The 17578-nt window shown below is 52.1% G+C and carries 17 protein-coding genes and 1 pseudogene; 14 read left to right on the forward strand and 4 right to left on the reverse strand.

Annotated features, from left to right (window positions below):
• Positions 1-78: 78 nt before the first annotated feature.
• Together dnaN and dnaA are read right to left on the reverse strand one after the other, a co-directional pair.
• Complete coding sequence (gene dnaN, locus Z042_RS03910; protein ID WP_024912892.1) at positions 79-1179, reverse strand: DNA polymerase III subunit beta; 1101 nt, start codon at positions 1177-1179, stop codon at positions 79-81.
• 5 nt (positions 1180-1184) lie between these two features.
• Positions 1185-2579, reverse strand: a complete 1395-nt coding sequence (gene dnaA, locus Z042_RS03915) for a chromosomal replication initiator protein DnaA (protein WP_071882787.1) — start codon at positions 2577-2579, stop codon at positions 1185-1187.
• Between the two features lie 742 nt (positions 2580-3321).
• Between dnaA and rpmH the strand changes: the two genes are divergently transcribed.
• The 11 genes from rpmH to Z042_RS03965 all read left to right on the forward strand — a co-directional run bounded on the left by rpmH (position 3322) and on the right by Z042_RS03965 (position 12859).
• The gene (rpmH, locus tag Z042_RS24755) at positions 3322-3462 is read left to right on the forward strand and encodes a 50S ribosomal protein L34 (RefSeq protein WP_004093983.1); all 141 of its coding nucleotides are present in this window, start codon (positions 3322-3324) and stop codon (positions 3460-3462) included.
• Positions 3463-3480: 18 nt separating this feature from the next.
• Entirely contained in the window at positions 3481-3840 is a 360-nt protein-coding gene (gene rnpA / locus Z042_RS03920; RefSeq protein WP_024912894.1) for a ribonuclease P protein component, read from the forward strand.
• The gene (gene yidD / locus Z042_RS03925; RefSeq protein WP_037406693.1) at positions 3804-4061 is read left to right on the forward strand and encodes a membrane protein insertion efficiency factor YidD; all 258 of its coding nucleotides are present in this window, start codon (positions 3804-3806) and stop codon (positions 4059-4061) included. Before rnpA ends, yidD begins: the two co-directional genes overlap by 37 nt.
• Before the next feature lie 2 nt (positions 4062-4063).
• Entirely contained in the window at positions 4064-5701 is a 1638-nt protein-coding gene (gene yidC, locus Z042_RS03930) for a membrane protein insertase YidC (RefSeq protein ID WP_024912895.1), read from the forward strand.
• Positions 5702-5797: 96 nt separating this feature from the next.
• Positions 5798-7162 carry a tRNA uridine-5-carboxymethylaminomethyl(34) synthesis GTPase MnmE gene (mnmE, locus tag Z042_RS03935; protein ID WP_024912896.1) on the forward strand — a complete coding sequence of 455 codons (1365 nt, stop codon included), beginning with the start codon at positions 5798-5800 and terminating at the stop codon, positions 7160-7162.
• 119 nt (positions 7163-7281) lie between these two features.
• A complete protein-coding gene (locus Z042_RS03940) occupies positions 7282-7887 on the forward strand; it encodes a CDP-alcohol phosphatidyltransferase family protein (RefSeq protein WP_024912897.1) in 606 nt (201 codons plus the stop codon).
• Positions 7887-8801 (forward strand): phosphatidate cytidylyltransferase, encoded by a 915-nt coding sequence (locus tag Z042_RS03945; RefSeq protein WP_037406696.1) that lies wholly within the window; start codon positions 7887-7889, stop codon positions 8799-8801. Before Z042_RS03940 ends, Z042_RS03945 begins: the two co-directional genes overlap by 1 nt.
• Before the next feature lie 3 nt (positions 8802-8804).
• Positions 8805-9446, forward strand: coding sequence for a lysophospholipid acyltransferase family protein (locus Z042_RS03950; protein ID WP_024912899.1), 642 nt, complete (start codon positions 8805-8807; stop codon positions 9444-9446).
• Complete coding sequence (locus tag Z042_RS03955) at positions 9439-11199, forward strand: bifunctional alpha/beta hydrolase/class I SAM-dependent methyltransferase (protein ID WP_024912900.1); 1761 nt, start codon at positions 9439-9441, stop codon at positions 11197-11199. Before Z042_RS03950 ends, Z042_RS03955 begins: the two co-directional genes overlap by 8 nt.
• A complete protein-coding gene (locus Z042_RS03960; RefSeq protein WP_037406699.1) occupies positions 11196-12482 on the forward strand; it encodes a phosphatase PAP2/dual specificity phosphatase family protein in 1287 nt (428 codons plus the stop codon). The genes Z042_RS03955 and Z042_RS03960 overlap by 4 nt, the downstream gene beginning before the upstream one ends.
• A complete protein-coding gene (locus Z042_RS03965) occupies positions 12458-12859 on the forward strand; it encodes a hypothetical protein (protein ID WP_024912955.1) in 402 nt (133 codons plus the stop codon). Before Z042_RS03960 ends, Z042_RS03965 begins: the two co-directional genes overlap by 25 nt.
• Before the next feature lie 3 nt (positions 12860-12862).
• Here Z042_RS03965 and Z042_RS26470 read toward each other — a convergent pair.
• Positions 12863-13122: pseudogene (locus Z042_RS26470) on the reverse strand (recombinase family protein); the annotation flags it as partial.
• A 209-nt stretch (positions 13123-13331) separates the two neighbouring features.
• On the opposite strand from Z042_RS26470, the gene Z042_RS03970 reads away from it, so the two are divergent.
• The 3 genes from Z042_RS03970 (at position 13332) to Z042_RS03980 (ending at position 16002) form a co-directional block, all read left to right on the forward strand.
• Positions 13332-14048, forward strand: a complete 717-nt coding sequence (locus Z042_RS03970) for a 4'-phosphopantetheinyl transferase family protein (protein ID WP_024912902.1) — start codon at positions 13332-13334, stop codon at positions 14046-14048.
• Between the two features lie 248 nt (positions 14049-14296).
• Positions 14297-14863 carry an NADPH-dependent FMN reductase gene (locus Z042_RS03975; RefSeq protein ID WP_024912903.1) on the forward strand — a complete coding sequence of 189 codons (567 nt, stop codon included), beginning with the start codon at positions 14297-14299 and terminating at the stop codon, positions 14861-14863.
• An 86-nt stretch (positions 14864-14949) separates the two neighbouring features.
• Positions 14950-16002: an alpha/beta hydrolase gene (locus tag Z042_RS03980; RefSeq protein ID WP_024912904.1), complete on the forward strand. Its 1053-nt coding sequence runs from the start codon at positions 14950-14952 to the stop codon at positions 16000-16002.
• 39 nt (positions 16003-16041) lie between these two features.
• On the opposite strand, the gene Z042_RS03985 is transcribed toward Z042_RS03980, so the two are convergent.
• Entirely contained in the window at positions 16042-17379 is a 1338-nt protein-coding gene (locus Z042_RS03985; RefSeq protein WP_024912905.1) for an NCS2 family permease, read from the reverse strand.
• Positions 17380-17578: the final 199 nt, after the last annotated feature.

Here is a 17578-nt window from a genome sequence, read left to right on the forward strand (position 1 = left end):
CGGAGCGTACACAAAGTACGTGAGGATGGCGAGCACTGCCCAAGCGTAAAATGGCAAGCAAAATAGCCTGGGCGTAGATCACAACCGCATTGGCATAACGACGTAGGCCGCTGCCTGACTGGCACCGTCTTCGATCTGCACGCTGGACACCGAATCGGTCAGCAACAGACGCACATCTTCACACTTAAGCGCATTCAGCACATCCAGCACATAGCTGACGTTGAAACCAATTTCCATCTCGGTGCCGTCATAGCTAACATCCAGGATCTCTTCCGCCTCCTCCTGCTCCGGGTTGTTTGCCGTGATCTTGAGCTGGTTCTGACTCACATACAAACGTACACCACGGAACTTCTCGTTCGACAAAATGGCCGCACGGGCAAACGCCTGTTTAAGCAGATCGCAACCGGCTTCCAGCGTTTTGTCCGGGTTCTTCGGCAATACGCGGCGATAGTCAGGGAAGCGGCCATCAACCAGCTTGGAGGTAAAAATAAAATCACCCACGTGGGCACGGATGTTGTTGCTGCCAATCTGCACTTGCAGCGGCGTATCACCGCCATCCAGCAGGCGCACCAGCTCCATCACCCCTTTGCGCGGCACAATCACCGAATGAGAGGGCAATGATTGGCCAATTGGCATCGAACACACCGCCAGGCGGTGGCCGTCGGTGGCCACGGTGCGCAATTCTTCCCCTTCGGTTTCAAACAGCATACCGTTCAGGTAATAACGCACATCCTGGTGCGCCATTGAGAATTGCGTCGCTTCGATCAGGCGTTTCAGCGTTGTTTGTGGCAGAGTGAACTCCACCTCGCTCTGCCAATCATCCAGGTTCGGGAAATCTGCCGCAGGCAGCGTAGACAGCGAGAAACGGCTGCGGCCAGAACGCACCAGCATACGTTCGCTTTCAAGCGTTACTGCAATCTCGGCGCCTTCCGGTAAGCCACGGCAGATATCAAAAAATTTACGTGCGGGAACGGTGGTTGCCCCCGCTTCATGGGGTTGAGACAGGGCAACGCGTGCCACCATCTCCATCTCCAGATCGGTTCCTGTCAGCAGCAAGGAACCTTCCGTCACCTGCAACAGCAAATTGCCCAGAATCGGCAACGTTGGGCGGCCCCCCAGCGGGCTGCTCACCTGTTGCAGCGGTTTTAGCAGATGCTCACGTTCAACGATAAATTTCATATGCGCTATGAAGATAATGTTCTGATTAAATTGGAGAAATCTTCTTTGATGTCGTGACTTTCCTCACGCAACTGCTCAATCTTCCGGCAGGCGTGCAACACCGTGGTATGGTCGCGGCCACCAAACGCATCGCCGATTTCTGGCAGGCTGTGGTTGGTGAGCTCTTTTGCCAGCGCCATCGCCATCTGGCGCGGGCGGGCAACCGAACGCGAACGCCGTTTAGACAGCAGATCCGCGACTTTGATTTTATAGTACTCGGCCACCGTCTTTTGGATATTATCGATGGTGACCAGCTTTTCCTGCAATGCCAGCAGATCGCGCAGCGCTTCGCGCACGAAATCAATGGTAATGGCACGGCCGGTAAAGTTTGCATTAGCGATCACCCGGTTCAACGCGCCTTCGAGTTCACGCACGTTGGAACGCAGGCGTTTGGCAATAAAAAATGCGACTTCGCCCGGCAGGCGGATATCGTTCTCATCCGCCTTTTTCATCAGGATCGCGACGCGGGTTTCCAGCTCTGGAGGTTCGATCGCCACCGTCAGGCCCCAACCGAAGCGGGATTTAAGACGATCCTCCACGCCGTTGATCTCTTTTGGATAACGATCCGAAGTCAGGATGATCTGTTGATTGCCTTCAAGCAGGGCATTGAAGGTATGGAAAAACTCTTCCTGCGAGCGCTCTTTGTTGGCAAAAAACTGAATATCATCGATCAGCAACGCATCAACCGAACGGTAGTAGCGTTTAAATTCTTCAATTGCGTTATTTTGCAGTGCTTTGACCATATCTTGTACAAAGCGTTCCGAGTGCATGTAAACCACTTTTGCATTGGCTTTGCGCGCCATAATGCCGTTCCCCACCGCATGCAACAGGTGAGTTTTACCCAGGCCTGTGCCGCCATAAAGAAAGAGTGGGTTATACGCGCCCCCAGGATTATCCGCCACCTGCCGAGCCGCAGCACGTGCCAGTTGGTTGGATTTACCCTCAACGAAGTTATCGAAAGTGTGTTTGGGGTTAACGTTGGAACGATATGAAAGTTCGGGTGGCGGTGCCGCGTTATCCCAGCTTGGGCGCGACGGTACAACCATACGCGCCACAGGAGCCACCGGTGCACTGCTGGCGCTGGCCGTTACGGCCTGGCTGACGGTTTGTGCCAGCGGTTTACTGCCCACTTCAAAACGCAGCAACGGCGCATCGGTACCGCAGAAATCGTTCAGCAATCCATTGATATTGTTTAAGTATTTATCACGAACCCAATCCAGAACAAAACGATTGGGCGCATACAGCGCCAGGGTATTGTCACTCAGTTCCGCCTGCAATGGGCGTATCCACATACTAAATTCTGTGGCAGGTAACTCATCCTGCAATCGGGCAAGACACTGCTGCCAAAGCGAAAGTGACACGGCGGACTCCACTCGAACAAGATCAATAAAAAGAAAAGAATCAGGCTACTTTTTTATAACTCATGATTTTTGACACACGCCCAGCATCAGCTGAAAACCTGTGGGGCATGCGAACCGCCTTTGACGGTTTATGTCCCTGACGATCCCTCATTTGGGATCGTGATCGGAATGACGGATCATAGCGCAATCCGCGCAAGAGATCCTCCCCTTCATCACAGATTAAGATCCATTTTATCCACAGCCATCAGCGAGTGATTGTATTTTAAACCTTTCTCTCTCATCACTGATGAAATCTGAGCCTGTGGCACCGCGCTTTTATGGCACAAACGAGTTATACCTTGTTATCCACGAAGATCCTTGTATAAAACGCTCAGGATCGTGCGGAGATCCTTGTGATTTCCCCCCGAGTCCGTATAATCTTCGCCCTACGTGTGATACCTGGTTCCTCAACGGTGAGTCGTTTACCCAACAGGATTCTGCGGTGACCACGGGCCAACGTCGGGATTTTATTCCGTGTTTGGCAAGCAACCAGGTAGGCTACACCCATATATATTTCAAGAAGCAGGAAAACTGCGGCTAGAAAGATGGAGGGTTACTGCGTGATGCGAATTGACTCAGGACTGTACAATTATTACAATCCCGCCTCTTTAAATATGCGATTGAGGCGTCGGTCATCTTCACGCCGGGTAGCCAAACGCATTTGACTTCTCAGTAATTCATTTAAGTTTAGGTAGAAATCGCTATGAAACGCACTTTCCAACCGTCCGTATTGAAGCGCAACCGTAGCCACGGTTTCCGTGCTCGTATGGCCACCAAAAATGGTCGTCAAGTTCTGGCCCGCCGTCGGGCGAAAGGCCGTACTCGTTTGACCGTTTCTAAGTAATAAAAGCTAACCCGCTGAGTGGTTAAGCTCGCTTTTCCCAGGGAGTTACGTTTGTTAACTCCCACTCATTTCACTTTCGTCTTCCAGCAGCCACAACGGGCTGGCACGCCGCAAATCACCATACTCGGCCGCCTGAACCAGCTGGGGCATCCCCGCATCGGTCTTACCGTCGCCAAAAAACACGTCAAACGCGCGCATGAACGCAATCGGATTAAACGCCTGACCCGCGAAAGCTTCCGTTTACGCCAGCACGAGTTACCCGCGATGGATTTTGTGGTGGTAGCCAAAAAAGGGGTAGCGGATTTGGATAACCGCACGCTGACGGAAGCGTTGGAAAAATTATGGCGCCGCCACTGTCGCCAGGCTCCCGCATCCTGATCGGGCTGGTACGAGCGTACCAGCTGGTGATCAGTCCGCTGCTTGGGCCCCGTTGTCGCTTCCAACCGACATGCTCTCATTACGCAATTGAGGCATTAAGCAGGTTTGGTATGTTAAAAGGCAGTTGGTTAACATTGAAACGCGTATTAAAATGCCACCCTTTGAACCCAGGTGGCGATGATCCCGTGCCGCCGAAAACCGACGATAACAGAGAACATTAACGATGGATTCGCAACGCAATCTTTTCCTCATCGCTCTGCTGTTCGTGTCTTTCATGATCTGGCAGGCCTGGCAAACGGATAACGCTCCGCAGCCAGCCATTCAGACCACGCAACAGACTACGAACACTGCTACCGGTGATGCTGCCAGCCAGGCTTTGCCAGCCAGTGGTCAGGGTAAACTGATTACTGTTAATACTGACGTACTGTCGCTGACCATCAACACCCGTGGTGGTGACATCGAACAGGCTAAATTGTTGGCTTACCCGGATTCTTTGGGTTCATCGACACCCTTCCAGTTGCTGGAAACCACACCAGCATTTGTCTATCAGGCACAAAGTGGCCTGACCGGCAGAAATGGCCCGGATAACCCGGCAAACGGCGAACGTCCACTGTTTGAGGCCACGCAAGACACCTTCACACTGGCAGATGGCCAGGATGAACTGCGTATTCCGTTGACCTTCACCGGTAAAGACGGCTCAGTCTTCACCAAAACGTTTGTGCTCAAGCGTAATCACTACGCTGTGGGCGTTGACTACACCATCGTCAACAAAAGTGAAACGCCGCTGGAACTGACGCTGTTTGGTCAGCTCAAGCAAAGCATTGAGCTGCCAAAGCACCGTGATACGGGCAGCAATAACTTTGCGCTGCACACTTTCCGTGGGGCGGCTTACTCTTCCAGCGACGACAAATACCAGAAGTATGCGTTCGACAAGGACGAGAATCTGGATGTCACCACGCAGGGCGGCTGGGTTGCCATGCTGCAACAGTATTTCGCTACCGCGTGGATACCGCAGACTCAGGGTAAAAACACCTTCTATACCGCTAAACCTGGCAATAACCTGTCTACTATCGGCTTTAAATCAACTCCGGTAGTGGTGCAGCCAGGCGCACAGCAACAGTTGAGCGCCACCCTGTGGGTTGGCCCTGAGTTGCAGGATAAAATGGCCCAACTGGCACCGCATCTGGATCTGACGGTGGATTACGGCTGGCTGTGGTTCATTTCCCAACCGCTATTCAAGTTGTTGAAATTCATTCACGGCTTTATCGGTAACTGGGGCTTCTCGATCATCATCATCACCTTCATCGTGCGTGGCATCATGTACCCGCTGACCAAAGCGCAGTACACCTCGATGGCCAAAATGCGCTTGTTGCAGCCAAAACTGCAAGCCATGCGTGAGCGCATCGGTGATGACAAGCAGCGCATGAGCCAGGAAATGATGGCGCTGTACAAAGCAGAGAAAGTGAACCCATTGGGTGGCTGTTTGCCGCTGATCATCCAGATGCCGATCTTCCTGGCGTTGTATTACATGCTGATGAGCTCGGTGGAACTGCGCCATGCGCCGTTTATCTGGTGGATCAATGACCTGTCAGCTCAGGACCCATACTACATCCTGCCACTCCTGATGGGTGTCACGATGTACTTCATCCAGAAGATGTCACCGACCACCGTGACTGACCCGATGCAGCAGAAGATCATGACCTTCATGCCGGTGATTTTCACCGTATTCTTCCTGTGGTTCCCTTCTGGTCTGGTACTGTACTATATCGTCAGTAACCTGGTGACTATCCTCCAGCAGCAGATTATTTATCGCGGGCTGGAGAAACGTGGCTTGCACAGCCGCGACAAGAAGAAGTCCTAAGCGTAGCCAAGGGGTTGGCAGTTTACGCCCCTTCTGCGAAACTCAAAGGCGGTCATTTGACCGCCTTTTTGCATAGAGTCAGAGAGATAACCTGCTATGAGCACCACCGAGACTATCGCCGCTCTTGCCACCCCGCCAGGCCGCGGCGGCGTTGGCATTCTGCGTATTTCTGGCCGCAGCGCGAAAGATGTCGCTCAGGCGTTGCTCGGCAAATTGCCGAAGCCGCGCTACGCCGATTACCTGCCGTTCCATGATGCCGCAGGCACAATTCTCGATCAGGGTATTGCGTTGTGGTTTCCAGGCCCACACTCCTTCACCGGTGAAGATGTGTTGGAACTGCAAGGTCATGGTGGGCCGGTGATCCTCGATCTGCTGCTCAAACGCGTGCTGGCACTGCCAGGCGTGCGTATCGCCCGGCCCGGTGAATTCTCTGAACGTGCATTTCTGAACGATAAGCTGGATCTCGCACAGGCTGAAGCGATTGCCGATCTGATTGATGCCAGCTCCGAACAGGCCGCTCGTTCGGCCATCAATTCGCTACAGGGCGCATTTTCGAATAAGGTCCACCAGCTTGTGGAAGCGCTTACTCACTTGCGCATCTACGTAGAAGCAGCGATTGATTTCCCCGATGAGGAAATCGACTTCCTTTCCGACGGCAAAATCGAAGCGCAGCTCAACGGTGTGATGGCCGACCTGGAGCATGTGCGCGCCGAAGCGCGCCAGGGCAGCCTACTGCGCGAAGGGATGAAAGTGGTGATTGCCGGGCGACCCAATGCCGGAAAATCCAGTTTACTCAATGCATTAGCTGGTCGTGAAGCGGCGATCGTCACCGATATCGCTGGCACCACTCGCGACGTACTGCGGGAACACATTCACATTGACGGTATGCCATTGCACATCATTGATACCGCAGGCCTGCGTGAAGCCAGCGACGAAGTAGAGCGGATCGGCATCGAACGTGCATGGAATGAGATAGAACGGGCTGACCGTGTACTATTTATGGTTGATGGAACGACGACCGTTGCAACCGAGCCTAATGAAATCTGGCCGGAATTTATGGCGCGCCTGCCGGGTAATTTGCCCATTACCGTGGTGCGTAACAAAGCCGACGTGACGGGTGAAACTCTGGGCCTAACCGAAGTAAATGGTCACTCACTTATTCGCCTGTCGGCACGTACCGGTGAAGGGATCGACCTGTTGCGTGACCACCTGAAACAAAGTATGGGCTTCACCAGCAACCTGGAAGGTGGTTTTCTGGCCCGTCGCCGCCATCTACAGGCTTTGGAACAGGCAGCCCAGCATCTGGTACAAGGCAAAGAACAGTTAGTGAGCGCTTACGCGGGGGAGTTGCTGGCCGAAGAATTACGGTTGGCACAGCAAGCGTTAAGTGAAATTACCGGCGAATTCACTTCCGATGATTTGCTGGGGCGCATTTTCTCCAGTTTTTGTATCGGTAAGTGACGAACCCCCTATCACAAGCGTCATTTCTGACTTTCCTTCTAGTCGAGAAAAAACATTGCTCATGATATGGTTAATTGATACATCATGGGAAAATCTACGAATTATCAGGGAACAAGATAATGACGCTTTATCAGATAAAGCCCGCTTTTCAGGCTCTTTTGCGCCCATTGATGTTCTGGCTGTACAAACACCGTGTCACAGCTAACCACGTTACTCTCGCCGCCATGGCGCTTTCTTTTCTCACCGGCGCTGTCCTGGTTATTTTCCCTCGCCCCAGCCTGTTTGTTCTTCTGCCCATCGTGTTATTTGTGCGGATGGCGCTTAATGCGCTGGATGGCATGCTGGCCCGTGAGTGTAATCAAAAATCTCGTCTCGGTGCCATTCTCAATGAAACGGGAGATGTGCTCTCCGATATCGCGCTCTATCTGCCTTTTATGCTGCTTCCCGGTAGCCATGCGCCGCTGGTGTTGGTTATGTTGCTCTGTGCGGCAATGACAGAGTTTTGTGGTGTGCTGGCGCAAACCATCAATGGCGTGCGCAGCTATGCAGGGCCACTGGGGAAAAGCGACAGGGCGCTGGCTTTTGGCACCTGGGGGCTGGCATTATCGGTATGGCCGCAGCTTGTACAGTGGAATAACGCTGTGTGGGGGATCGCGACCGTGCTGCTTCTATGGACGGTGATTAACCGCTGCCGCAGCGCTTTACGTGACGAGGTGGTGAAATAATGCTGTTGGAAAAATCTCTGGCAATCATTTTTGCGCTGCTGCTGGCAGCAACAGTGGTGAACGGATTACTGGTGTTGTTACGTCCCACCAAGGACTGGCGGGAGCTGACGCTGCGCATTCGCACCTGGTGGGTAATCATCGCGTTGTTTTCCCTGGCGATGTTAAGCCCACATTGGTTGGCGCTCACTTTCTTCGCGCTCGTCAGTTTTATGGCGCTGAAAGAGTTTCTGACGCTGGTTCCATCACGCCAATCCGATCGTATGCCATTGTTATGGATGTTCATTGCCATTCCTATCAACTACTGGCTGATTGGCATCGGCTGGTACGGTATGTTTGTCGTGTTTATCCCGGTTTATGTGTTCTTGTTTTTACCGGCGCGGATGGTGATTGCAGGGGACACCCAGGGATTTTTGCGTACTGCATCTCAGCTTCACTGGAGCCTGATGACAACCGTGTTTGCCTTCAGCCATGTCGCCTTTTTACTGGTGCTGCCTGCGGATGGTCAACAAACCGGTGCACTATTGGTTCTGTTTCTGGTTGGCCTGACGGAGCTCAATGACATCGCGCAATACCTGTGGGGTAAATCGCTTGGGCGAATCAAAGTAACGCCGAAGGTCAGCCCCAACAAGACGCTGGCGGGATTACTGGGTGGTGTTGCAACCACCACCCTCGTGGCGACATGGCTGGGGCCGCTGCTGACACCGCTAAACTGGCCGATGGCGCTGTTGGCAGGACTCATTATCGGTATCACCGGATTTTGCGGCGACGTGGTAATGTCGGCCATTAAACGTGATATCGGTGTTAAGGACAGCGGTACGCTGCTGCCGGGTCATGGCGGCATCCTTGACAGGCTGGACTCGCTCATCTTCACAGCACCGGTCTTCTTCCATTTTATTCACTATTTCTGTTACTAACCTATGACGACACGTATTCTTCGCACGCTGTTCTCGTTATGCATCATCTGGCCGGTGATCTGGCTGTGGCTCGGTCTGCGCGTCAAGCATCGCGAACGATTGCCGAAAAACGGTCCGGCGATCATAGTGGCGAATCACAATAGCCACATGGATGTTTTTGCACTGCTTTCGCTTTTTCCCTTACGCCGCCAGTGGGAAGTGCATCCGGTCGCTGCCGCAGATTATTTTCTGCGTAATAAGAAGATGGCGTGGTTCGCGCTCAATATTCTCAAAATTATTCCCATTTCGCGTCAGGGTGGAGAGGCTAATCCGCTGGCGCTGTGTGAACAGGCATTGCGTGATGGCAAAACGTTGATTCTTTTCCCAGAAGGTACGCGCGGCGAGCCAGGAAAACTTTCGCCGTTGAAATCTGGATTGTGGCATCTGAGCCAAAGCATGCCGGAAGTACCGATTATTCCCATTTGGTTACGAGGTACAGAGCAGGTAATGGCGAAAGGTAATCGTATTCCCCTGCCATTATTTATTGATGTCAATATTGGTGACACGCTGAGCTTCAATGCCGAGAAAACAGCGTTTATGGACGACCTGAAGCAGCAACTGTTGATGCTTCAGCAACAGACAACAGGAAATCATGTTCATGATTAATACACGGACACCGAACGAGCGGCAATTTTTGACCAGTGATAATACCGAGTTGTTTTATCGCCACTGGCCTGCGATATCGGCAGGCGTAACGCCGAAAGTGATTGTGCTGTTTCATCGTGGGCATGAACATTCCGGGCGTCTGCAACATATTGTTGATGAACTGGCCATGCCGGATACCGCGTTTTATGCCTGGGATGCACGTGGTCACGGGCACTCCCCCGGTCAGCGCGGCTACAGCCCGTCGCTGGCCCGTTCGGTGCAGGATGTTGAAGAGTTCGTCCGTTTTGTTGCAAAAGATAGCCAGGCGTCAATGGACGATGTGGTGGTGGTGGCGCAAAGCGTCGGTGCGGTACTGGCTGCGGCCTGGGCGCATGACTATGCACCCGCCATTCGCGGGCTGGTGCTGGCATCTCCGGCGTTTAAGGTCAAACTGTACGTTCCCTTCGCCCGTCCGGGCCTGGCGCTGCTGCACCGTCTGCGTGGCCTGTTTTTTGTCAATTCCTATGTTAAGGGTAAATATCTGACGCACGACCCGGAACGGGTGGCGAGTTTCAATAATGACCCGCTGATTACCCGGCCGATAGCAGTGAATATTCTGCTCGATCTCTACAAAACGGCGGAACGGCTCGTCAGCGATGCCAGCGCGATTACGTTACCCACTCAGTTACTGATCTCCGGGGAAGATTACGTGGTGCACCGTCAGCCGCAGATAGATTTTTACCAACGCCTGCGCAGCCCGCTTAAAGAACTGCATGTATTGCCGGGCTTTTATCACGACACGCTGGGCGAAAAAGAGCGACACCTCGCGTTCGACAAGATGCGCAGCTTCATCGACACACTCTACGCCACGCCGCCGCAGCGTTTTGATTACAGCAATGAAGATCGCTGGAGCCCTGGTGCCGATACATGGCGGATGTTAAGCGGCGGGCCGGAACCTTACTCACTGGATGATATTGCGTATCGCGGTTTGCGCTATGGCATGAAAATGTTGGGAACACAGTCAACGGGGGTACGTCTGGGATTTGAAACCGGTTTTGATTCCGGCAGTACGCTGGACTATGTCTATCGCAATCAGCCACAGGGCAGCAGCGCGCTGGGGCGTTTGATTGACAAAAACTACCTTAACAGCGTGGGCTGGCAGGGAATTCGCCAACGCAAAGTTCACCTGCAAACGCTGATTCAACAGGCTACCGCACAGTTGGTTGCCCAGGGTAAAACGGTGCGGGTGGTCGATATTGCCGCCGGACACGGGCGCTACGTGCTTGATGCGCTGGAAGGCGAAGCGGCGGTGAGCGAGATTTTGCTGCGTGACTACAGCGAATTAAACGTAGCGAAAGGGCAAGAGATGATAGCTTCTCGCGGTATGGCAGAGCGTGCGCGCTTTGAACGCGGTGACGCTTTCAACCGTGAAGAACTGGCAGGGTTGGAGCCTCGTCCAACGCTGGGGATCGTTTCAGGCCTGTATGAACTGTTCCCAGAAAACACGCTGGTACGTAACTCGCTTGCCGGGCTGGCGGAGGCAATTGAGCCTGGCGGCATTCTGATCTACACCGGGCAGCCCTGGCATCCGCAGTTAAAAACCATCGCCTGGTCACTCACCAGCCATAAAGACGGCAAAGCCTGGGTGATGCGTGTGCGTACTCAGGGTGAAATGGATGCGTTGGTACGGGAAGCGGGTTTCGATAAGTGCGCCCAATTAATTGACCAATGGGGTATTTTCACCGTTTCCATGGCGGTACGACGTACATCATGACGGCCCGGCGTGCTATTTACTGGCAAGGCATTGGCTGGTTGATACTGTTGGCACCGTTTTTCTTTCTGACTTACGGGCAGGTTAACCAGTTTACCGCCGGGCGAGAAAATATCGGTAGTCTGGTGTTTGCCTGGGAGCGACACATTCCTTTTGTGCCGCTGACCATCATCCCGTACTGGAGCCTGGATTTGTTGTACGGCGTGTCGCTGTTTATCTGTACATCGCTACGCGAACAGCGACGACTGGTGTGCCAACTGGTGCTGGCCTCGCTGTTCGCCTGCGTTGGCTTCATCTTGTTTCCTTTGCAATTTACTTTTACCAGACCAGAGATCGGCGGTCTGGCAGGCTGGTTATTCGGGCAGCTTGAACAGTTCGATTTGCCGTACAACCAGTCGCCGTCGTTGCATATTATTTTATGCTGGCTGCTGTGGCGGCATTTCAACCGCCATCTGGCGGGCAAATGGCAGAAACTGAATACCGGCTGGTTTTCGCTGATTGCCGTCTCTGTTCTGACCACCTGGCAGCATCACTTTATTGATATCGTCACGGGGCTGGCGGTCGGTATGGCTATTGACTGGCTGATCCCGGAGCAAGGGCAATGGTCTTGGCAAATTGCCCAAGGTAAGCGCAAAACGCTTGCCGGGCGCTATCTTTGCGGCGCGTTAGCCAGCCTTTCAGGCACCTTGCTGAGCTCCTGGCTGTGGTGGCCCACGCTGGCACTGCTGATTGTGGCATTGGCCTACGGTAGGCTTGGTGTTGGTGCGCTACAAAAAGACCACCAGGGGCGGCTAACACCTGCGGCATGGTGGATACTGTTACCCTGGCGGGCAGGAATGAGGTTCTCAATGCGCCTCTATACCCGCCATCTACCGGCGATTAGCCCACTTATTGACGGTGTTTTTTTGGGGATCTATCCGCGCACGCCACCGGAGCAACATGCCGTACTGGATCTGACCAGTGAGTTTCCCCGTTCCCACGCGTTATGCGACGTTGCCTATCACTGCGTGCCGATGCTGGATCTGGTTAATCCAGATGAAGCCACGCTGAGCGCGGCAGTTTACGAACTGGAGCAACTGCGCACAACGCAAGGCAGCGTGCTGGTTCACTGTGCGTTGGGGCTCTCACGCAGTGCGCTGGTTGTTGCCGCCTGGCTGTTGCAGCGTTATCCAGAGTTGGCTCCGACGCAAGCCGTTGCGCAAGTACGTAAGGCTCGCCCGCAGGTCGTTTTCACCCCTGAACATATGGAGTTGCTGGAAAAATGGCAGACAAAAATGACACGATAACCAGCAGGATGGCTCTACAGTCACTCTTGGTGCAACAAACCCTGAAAAGCTGGCGTTTCTTTTTGCTTTTTTCCGTTCCGCCGATGGTGTGGGTGATCTTTGTTGCTCCGCCGGTTTTGCCCCGCGTTTTTATCACTTTGCTGTGCGGTATCGTCTGGTTTGGTTGCTGGCGACTCTGGCTAGATGCGCACTATTTTAAGTTTATGAGCGACGAGAATAACGAGCTTGCTGGAGAAGTGCTCTTTGTTATCTGGCGCCGGGAAAGGCTACAAAAGCTTACGTTTGTTGAGCGTCAATCGGGCGCGCTGAAGCAGTATAGACGCACTATGTGGCTCACTGGAGCGCTCTGGGCAGCCTGGCTGATGGCGTTGTTATGACATTTATGTCGCTTTTTCACCCTCCAGTATTTTATAAACCGCAAAGCAGGCAATATTTAGCTGACGAGAAATATCTGTTACTCCTGTGCTCTGTTAACGGTTAGTTTTCGGTCAAACCGAACGCCTTTCAGCTTCGTTTCCCGCCAGCTTTCTTGCGTCTATGCCAAAACTCTCCTGCATTCAGCCTGCGCCACCGCAGACAGAATAGTGATAACCGTTTTCCCCATTTCACCGTCGGTACCGATCCCATCGCTAATTAACCTGCAATTTATCCATTAAATTTATTCAACATGGCTGACGCAAGATATGATCGCAAGCGAATGCGTATACGACTTAACCGAAAATGTTTGGTTAAATATATTCAAATTTTGAATGTATCAGGATTAATCCATATTTTATTAATGAAAATTACTCGCATTATGCCTAATCTAGCGGTTCAGTTTTTTTATAAACCTGAACCATGGAGCGCATCATGCCTTGTCACTTCATTCGATGGGACACAACCTCGGAGAGTGTGAACCCCCATCGGTTATCCCAAGATCTGGTAGAGAAAACGCAGCGTTTTTCCATTAAACGCCGCAAGCGTTTTCTACAGGGCCGGATCCTGCTGGCCGAAATGATGTTTTATTTGTATGGCATGCGGATTCTGCCCTCCATCATCACTTCGCCCACAGGGCGGCCTTGTTTTACCGACCACCATTTACCCGATTTCAGCCTGGCTTATGCAGGCAATACGGTAGGGGTCTTACTGAGCCTTGAAGGTAAAGTTGGGCTGGATATTGAAGTGATGCGCGCACGTAGCCGTAATCTGCAACATCAGTATCAATCTCTTACTGAGAATACCTGGGTCGCTGCACAACCAGACCGGCTGGAGGCAGAAACGCAGCTTTGGAGTATTCGCCAATGTGTACTGAAACTTTCCGGTTTGGGTAATGATGGGCAAGGAACGCTGCATATGCACCCTTTTTCCGGGCATTTACGCTCTCATACCACACCGAATGTGCATGTTATGAGCGATAGTGAGGAATACTTGAGTTGGGCCTGCGCACGCGAACCTGAATTGGAGCGCTTGATTTGCTGGCACTATGACAGTGAACGAGGGCTACAAAAATGTGCTGAAATATCATCACGTACCCCCTCAGCTTCAGCACACTTTCTGAAATTGACCAGCCTGGCAACGATACGGTGAAACATCCGATTTAATTTTTTTCTATGGCGAAATGTACGAAATAAAACTTTTTTTAACAAATTAATTCCTACATAAAATTGTAAAAACAGATAAATATGCAAAACCACTCTGTTATCTGTTGAATATTTATCCTACTATTTGCCGGATATTCTATACACCTCCGTTTTCCAGACAGCAGCATTGTTGGCTGTGGTTTACACTCTGGTAGGTATAGATCTGAACAGGTTCATTAAAAGAGATAATCACATATGTCAGAGCAAACACTAAAAATCGTCACTTTGCTGGGCAGCCTGCGTAAAAATTCTTACAACGCCATGGTTGCCCGCAGTTTACCCAAACTGGCACCGCATGGCGTAACCATTGAAGCACTTCCCTCTATCCGTGATATTCCTCTTTACGATGCTGACTTGCAGCAAGAAGATGGGTTTCCCATCACGGTTGAAGCCATTGCAGAGCAAATCCGCCAGGCGGATGGCGTGATTATCGTTACGCCAGAGTATAACTATTCAGTTCCCGGCGGCCTGAAAAATGCTATCGATTGGCTCTCCCGTTTGCCCAATCAACCTCTGGCGGGTAAGCCAGTGGCTATTCAGACCAGCTCCATGGGGCCGATTGGTGGTGCGCGTTGCCAGTATCACTTGCGCCAAATCCTGGTTTTCCTTGATGCGATGGTCATGAACAAACCCGAGTTTATGGGGGGAGTGATCCAAAACAAGGTTGATGAACAAGCGGGAGAGTTGGTAGAACAAGGTACGCTGGATTTTCTGACAGGCCAGTTATCGGCGTTTAGCGATTATATTCGCCGCGTGAAGTAAAGCACCCTTGCACAAAAACAGGAAGGTGAGCATTCATAGCAAAAGCCACCTTCAAAAACATAATAGAAAACAAAGTTACACTATCTATGCAATTTTTTATTTTAGCCATGCTTATGGCTTTCAACACCAGTTCATCGTTTGCCGAAGAAATGCGTTACCCTGCCGGAGAAGAGCCGGTAGAACTTCCCGCGCACAATTCACTGAATGCGCAATTGCCCCGGTCGGTACATAGCCTGGAAGATAAAAAGACGGAAGCCATGTCTTTATATCTGACACTGATGCGCGAAGATGAGCGGAACATCTGGGCTCCTTACCAGTTGGCCGCTTCCTCAGCAGAAAAAGGCCAGACCGAGCTTGCGGAGCGCTACCTGCAACTAAGCGCTAAACGAGGGTTGTGGTATTACTATAATCTGCTGGAAGACAGCGCATTTAATAGCATTCAGCAAGGTAATACCTATCGCTCCATCCTCGCCACCACCAAGGCCCGCCATCAACAATATGCTTCACAGTTTGAAGGCAAAGCCTATTACACCGTTCCTAGTGGCGATCCCCCTTCAGGAGGTTGGCCGACCGTCATCTATCTGCACGCTTACGGTCAAGCCGCCGCCATCAACCCCGAAGCTCGGTTGCTGTTTGCGGCGGCCGGAGTAGCCTACATTGAGCTGAATGGCACCCAGATGTTGGCAGAGAAAAGCTTCCGCTGGTCAAACTACAGCGACGAAAGTACCCAAAGCGCTATTCAGCGTGCTCTGAAAACGTTAACACCAGCGCTGAAACTCAACTCTAATCAAGTATTTCTGACCGCTCGCGGGCAAGGTGCACTGCATGCTGCCAATCTGATGGCAAAGTACCCGCAGTTTTATGCCGGTGCTTTGCTGATTGCCCCAAACGGGGAAATCAGCCCTGTGCAACATTCACTGGCAGAAAACAAACGGATTATGATCGCGTATTATGATCGGCAAAATTTCAACGCTCAGGCATTGGCGCTGCATTTTGCCGATCTGTTCGACGAAAAGAATCAGGTTGAAACCGAACACTTTGCCCAAACAGATGAGGAGCTTGGTGGCTGGCATAAACGTTTTAACCAACCCTTACTCTGGATGATAGGTAAAGCCTCTCATGCTTCGCCAGAGGCCTGAAAACGAAAGAGGCCAGTCGGTAAACTGGCCTCTTTAAGATCAATGTCCGTCAACAAACACGATTTTAAGCACAAATAACAGCGCTACCACGATCACGCATGGGCTGATTTCGCGCCAGCGGCCCGTGCCGAGCTTCATCACACAATAAGAGATAAAGCCCAGCGCAATGCCCTCGGTAATTGAGAAACTGAAAGGCATCATCGCGGCAGTAACAAAGGCAGGAACCGCCTCGGTCATATCTTCCCATTTTACACGTGCCAGGCTGGAGGTCATCAGCACCCCCACGTAGATCAAGGCACCAGCGGCGGCATAAGCCGGTACCATCCCCGCCAATGGAGACAAAAAGATCACCAGCAGGAATAAAATCCCCACCACCACAGCGGTGAGGCCGGTACGGCCACCAACAGAAACGCCGGAGGAGCTTTCGATATAGGCCGTTACAGAAGAAGTCCCGATGAACGACCCCGCCACAGAGCTGATACTGTCAACATACAGCGCCTGCTTCATGCGCGGGAATTTACCTTTATCATCCGTCAACCCGGCTTTATCGGTCACACCAATCAAGGTACCGGAAGAATCAAACAGGTTAACCAGCATAAAGGAGAAGATCACCCCTGCCAGGCCAAGATTCAGCGCCCCCATCAAATCCACCTGCCCCACCACAGAAGTGATATCCGGCGGCATGGAGAATACGCCGCCATACTTCACGTCACCCAGCAGCCAGCCGATCAGCGTGGTCACAATGATGGAAACCAACACCGCGGCATGGATGTTGCGCGAAGCCAGCACCGCAATAATAAAGAAGCCCAACGCCCCCAGCAGCACACTGTGTGAGGTCAGATTACCGACCGTCACCAGCGTATCCGGGTTGGCTACCACGATACCGGCATTTTTCAGCCCCATCATGGCGATAAACAAACCGATACCGCTGGTAATCCCCACTCGCAGGCTGAGGGGGATATTGGCAATCATCCAATAACGGATACGGAACACCGTCAGCAACAGGAAACCAACCGCTCCCCAGAAGATGGCCCCCATGCCGACCTGCCATGAAATCCCCATAGCGCCCACCACCACAAATGCGAAGAAGGCATTCAGGCCCATGGCAGGAGCCAACGCAACAGGCAGATTAGCCAACAAACCCATAAAAATACTGCCGAAAGCAGCGATCAGGCAGGTGGTCACAAATACCGCCCGAGTATCCATGCCCGCAACGCCCAGAATTTGGGGGTTAACGAACACGATGTACACCATGGTTAAAAAAGTCGTCATACCGGCAATCATTTCTGTACGTGCCGTCGTACCATGCTGCTTGAGCTGAAACACACGCTCAAGCAGGCCTTGTTTAGCATCAAGGCTAATATCTGGTTTACTCATTATAGAATTCCGAAGAGAGAGAATGGGCTATCAGTTGTTATCCTATAACAAAGTGTAAGATTTTTTGATTTCGTTCACCGGTTTTTTTCACCTTCTTTGTGGCCGGTTTTTTCAACAAATTGTATTTACTGGTATTTGTCACTAATAACGTATTATAGGGTCGCAATCCTGTGTGAACCGGTTACAGTGACAGCAGTCA

It is taken from the genome of Chania multitudinisentens RB-25 (genome assembly GCF_000520015.2).
Classification (GTDB): Bacteria; Pseudomonadota; Gammaproteobacteria; order Enterobacterales; family Enterobacteriaceae; genus Chania; species Chania multitudinisentens.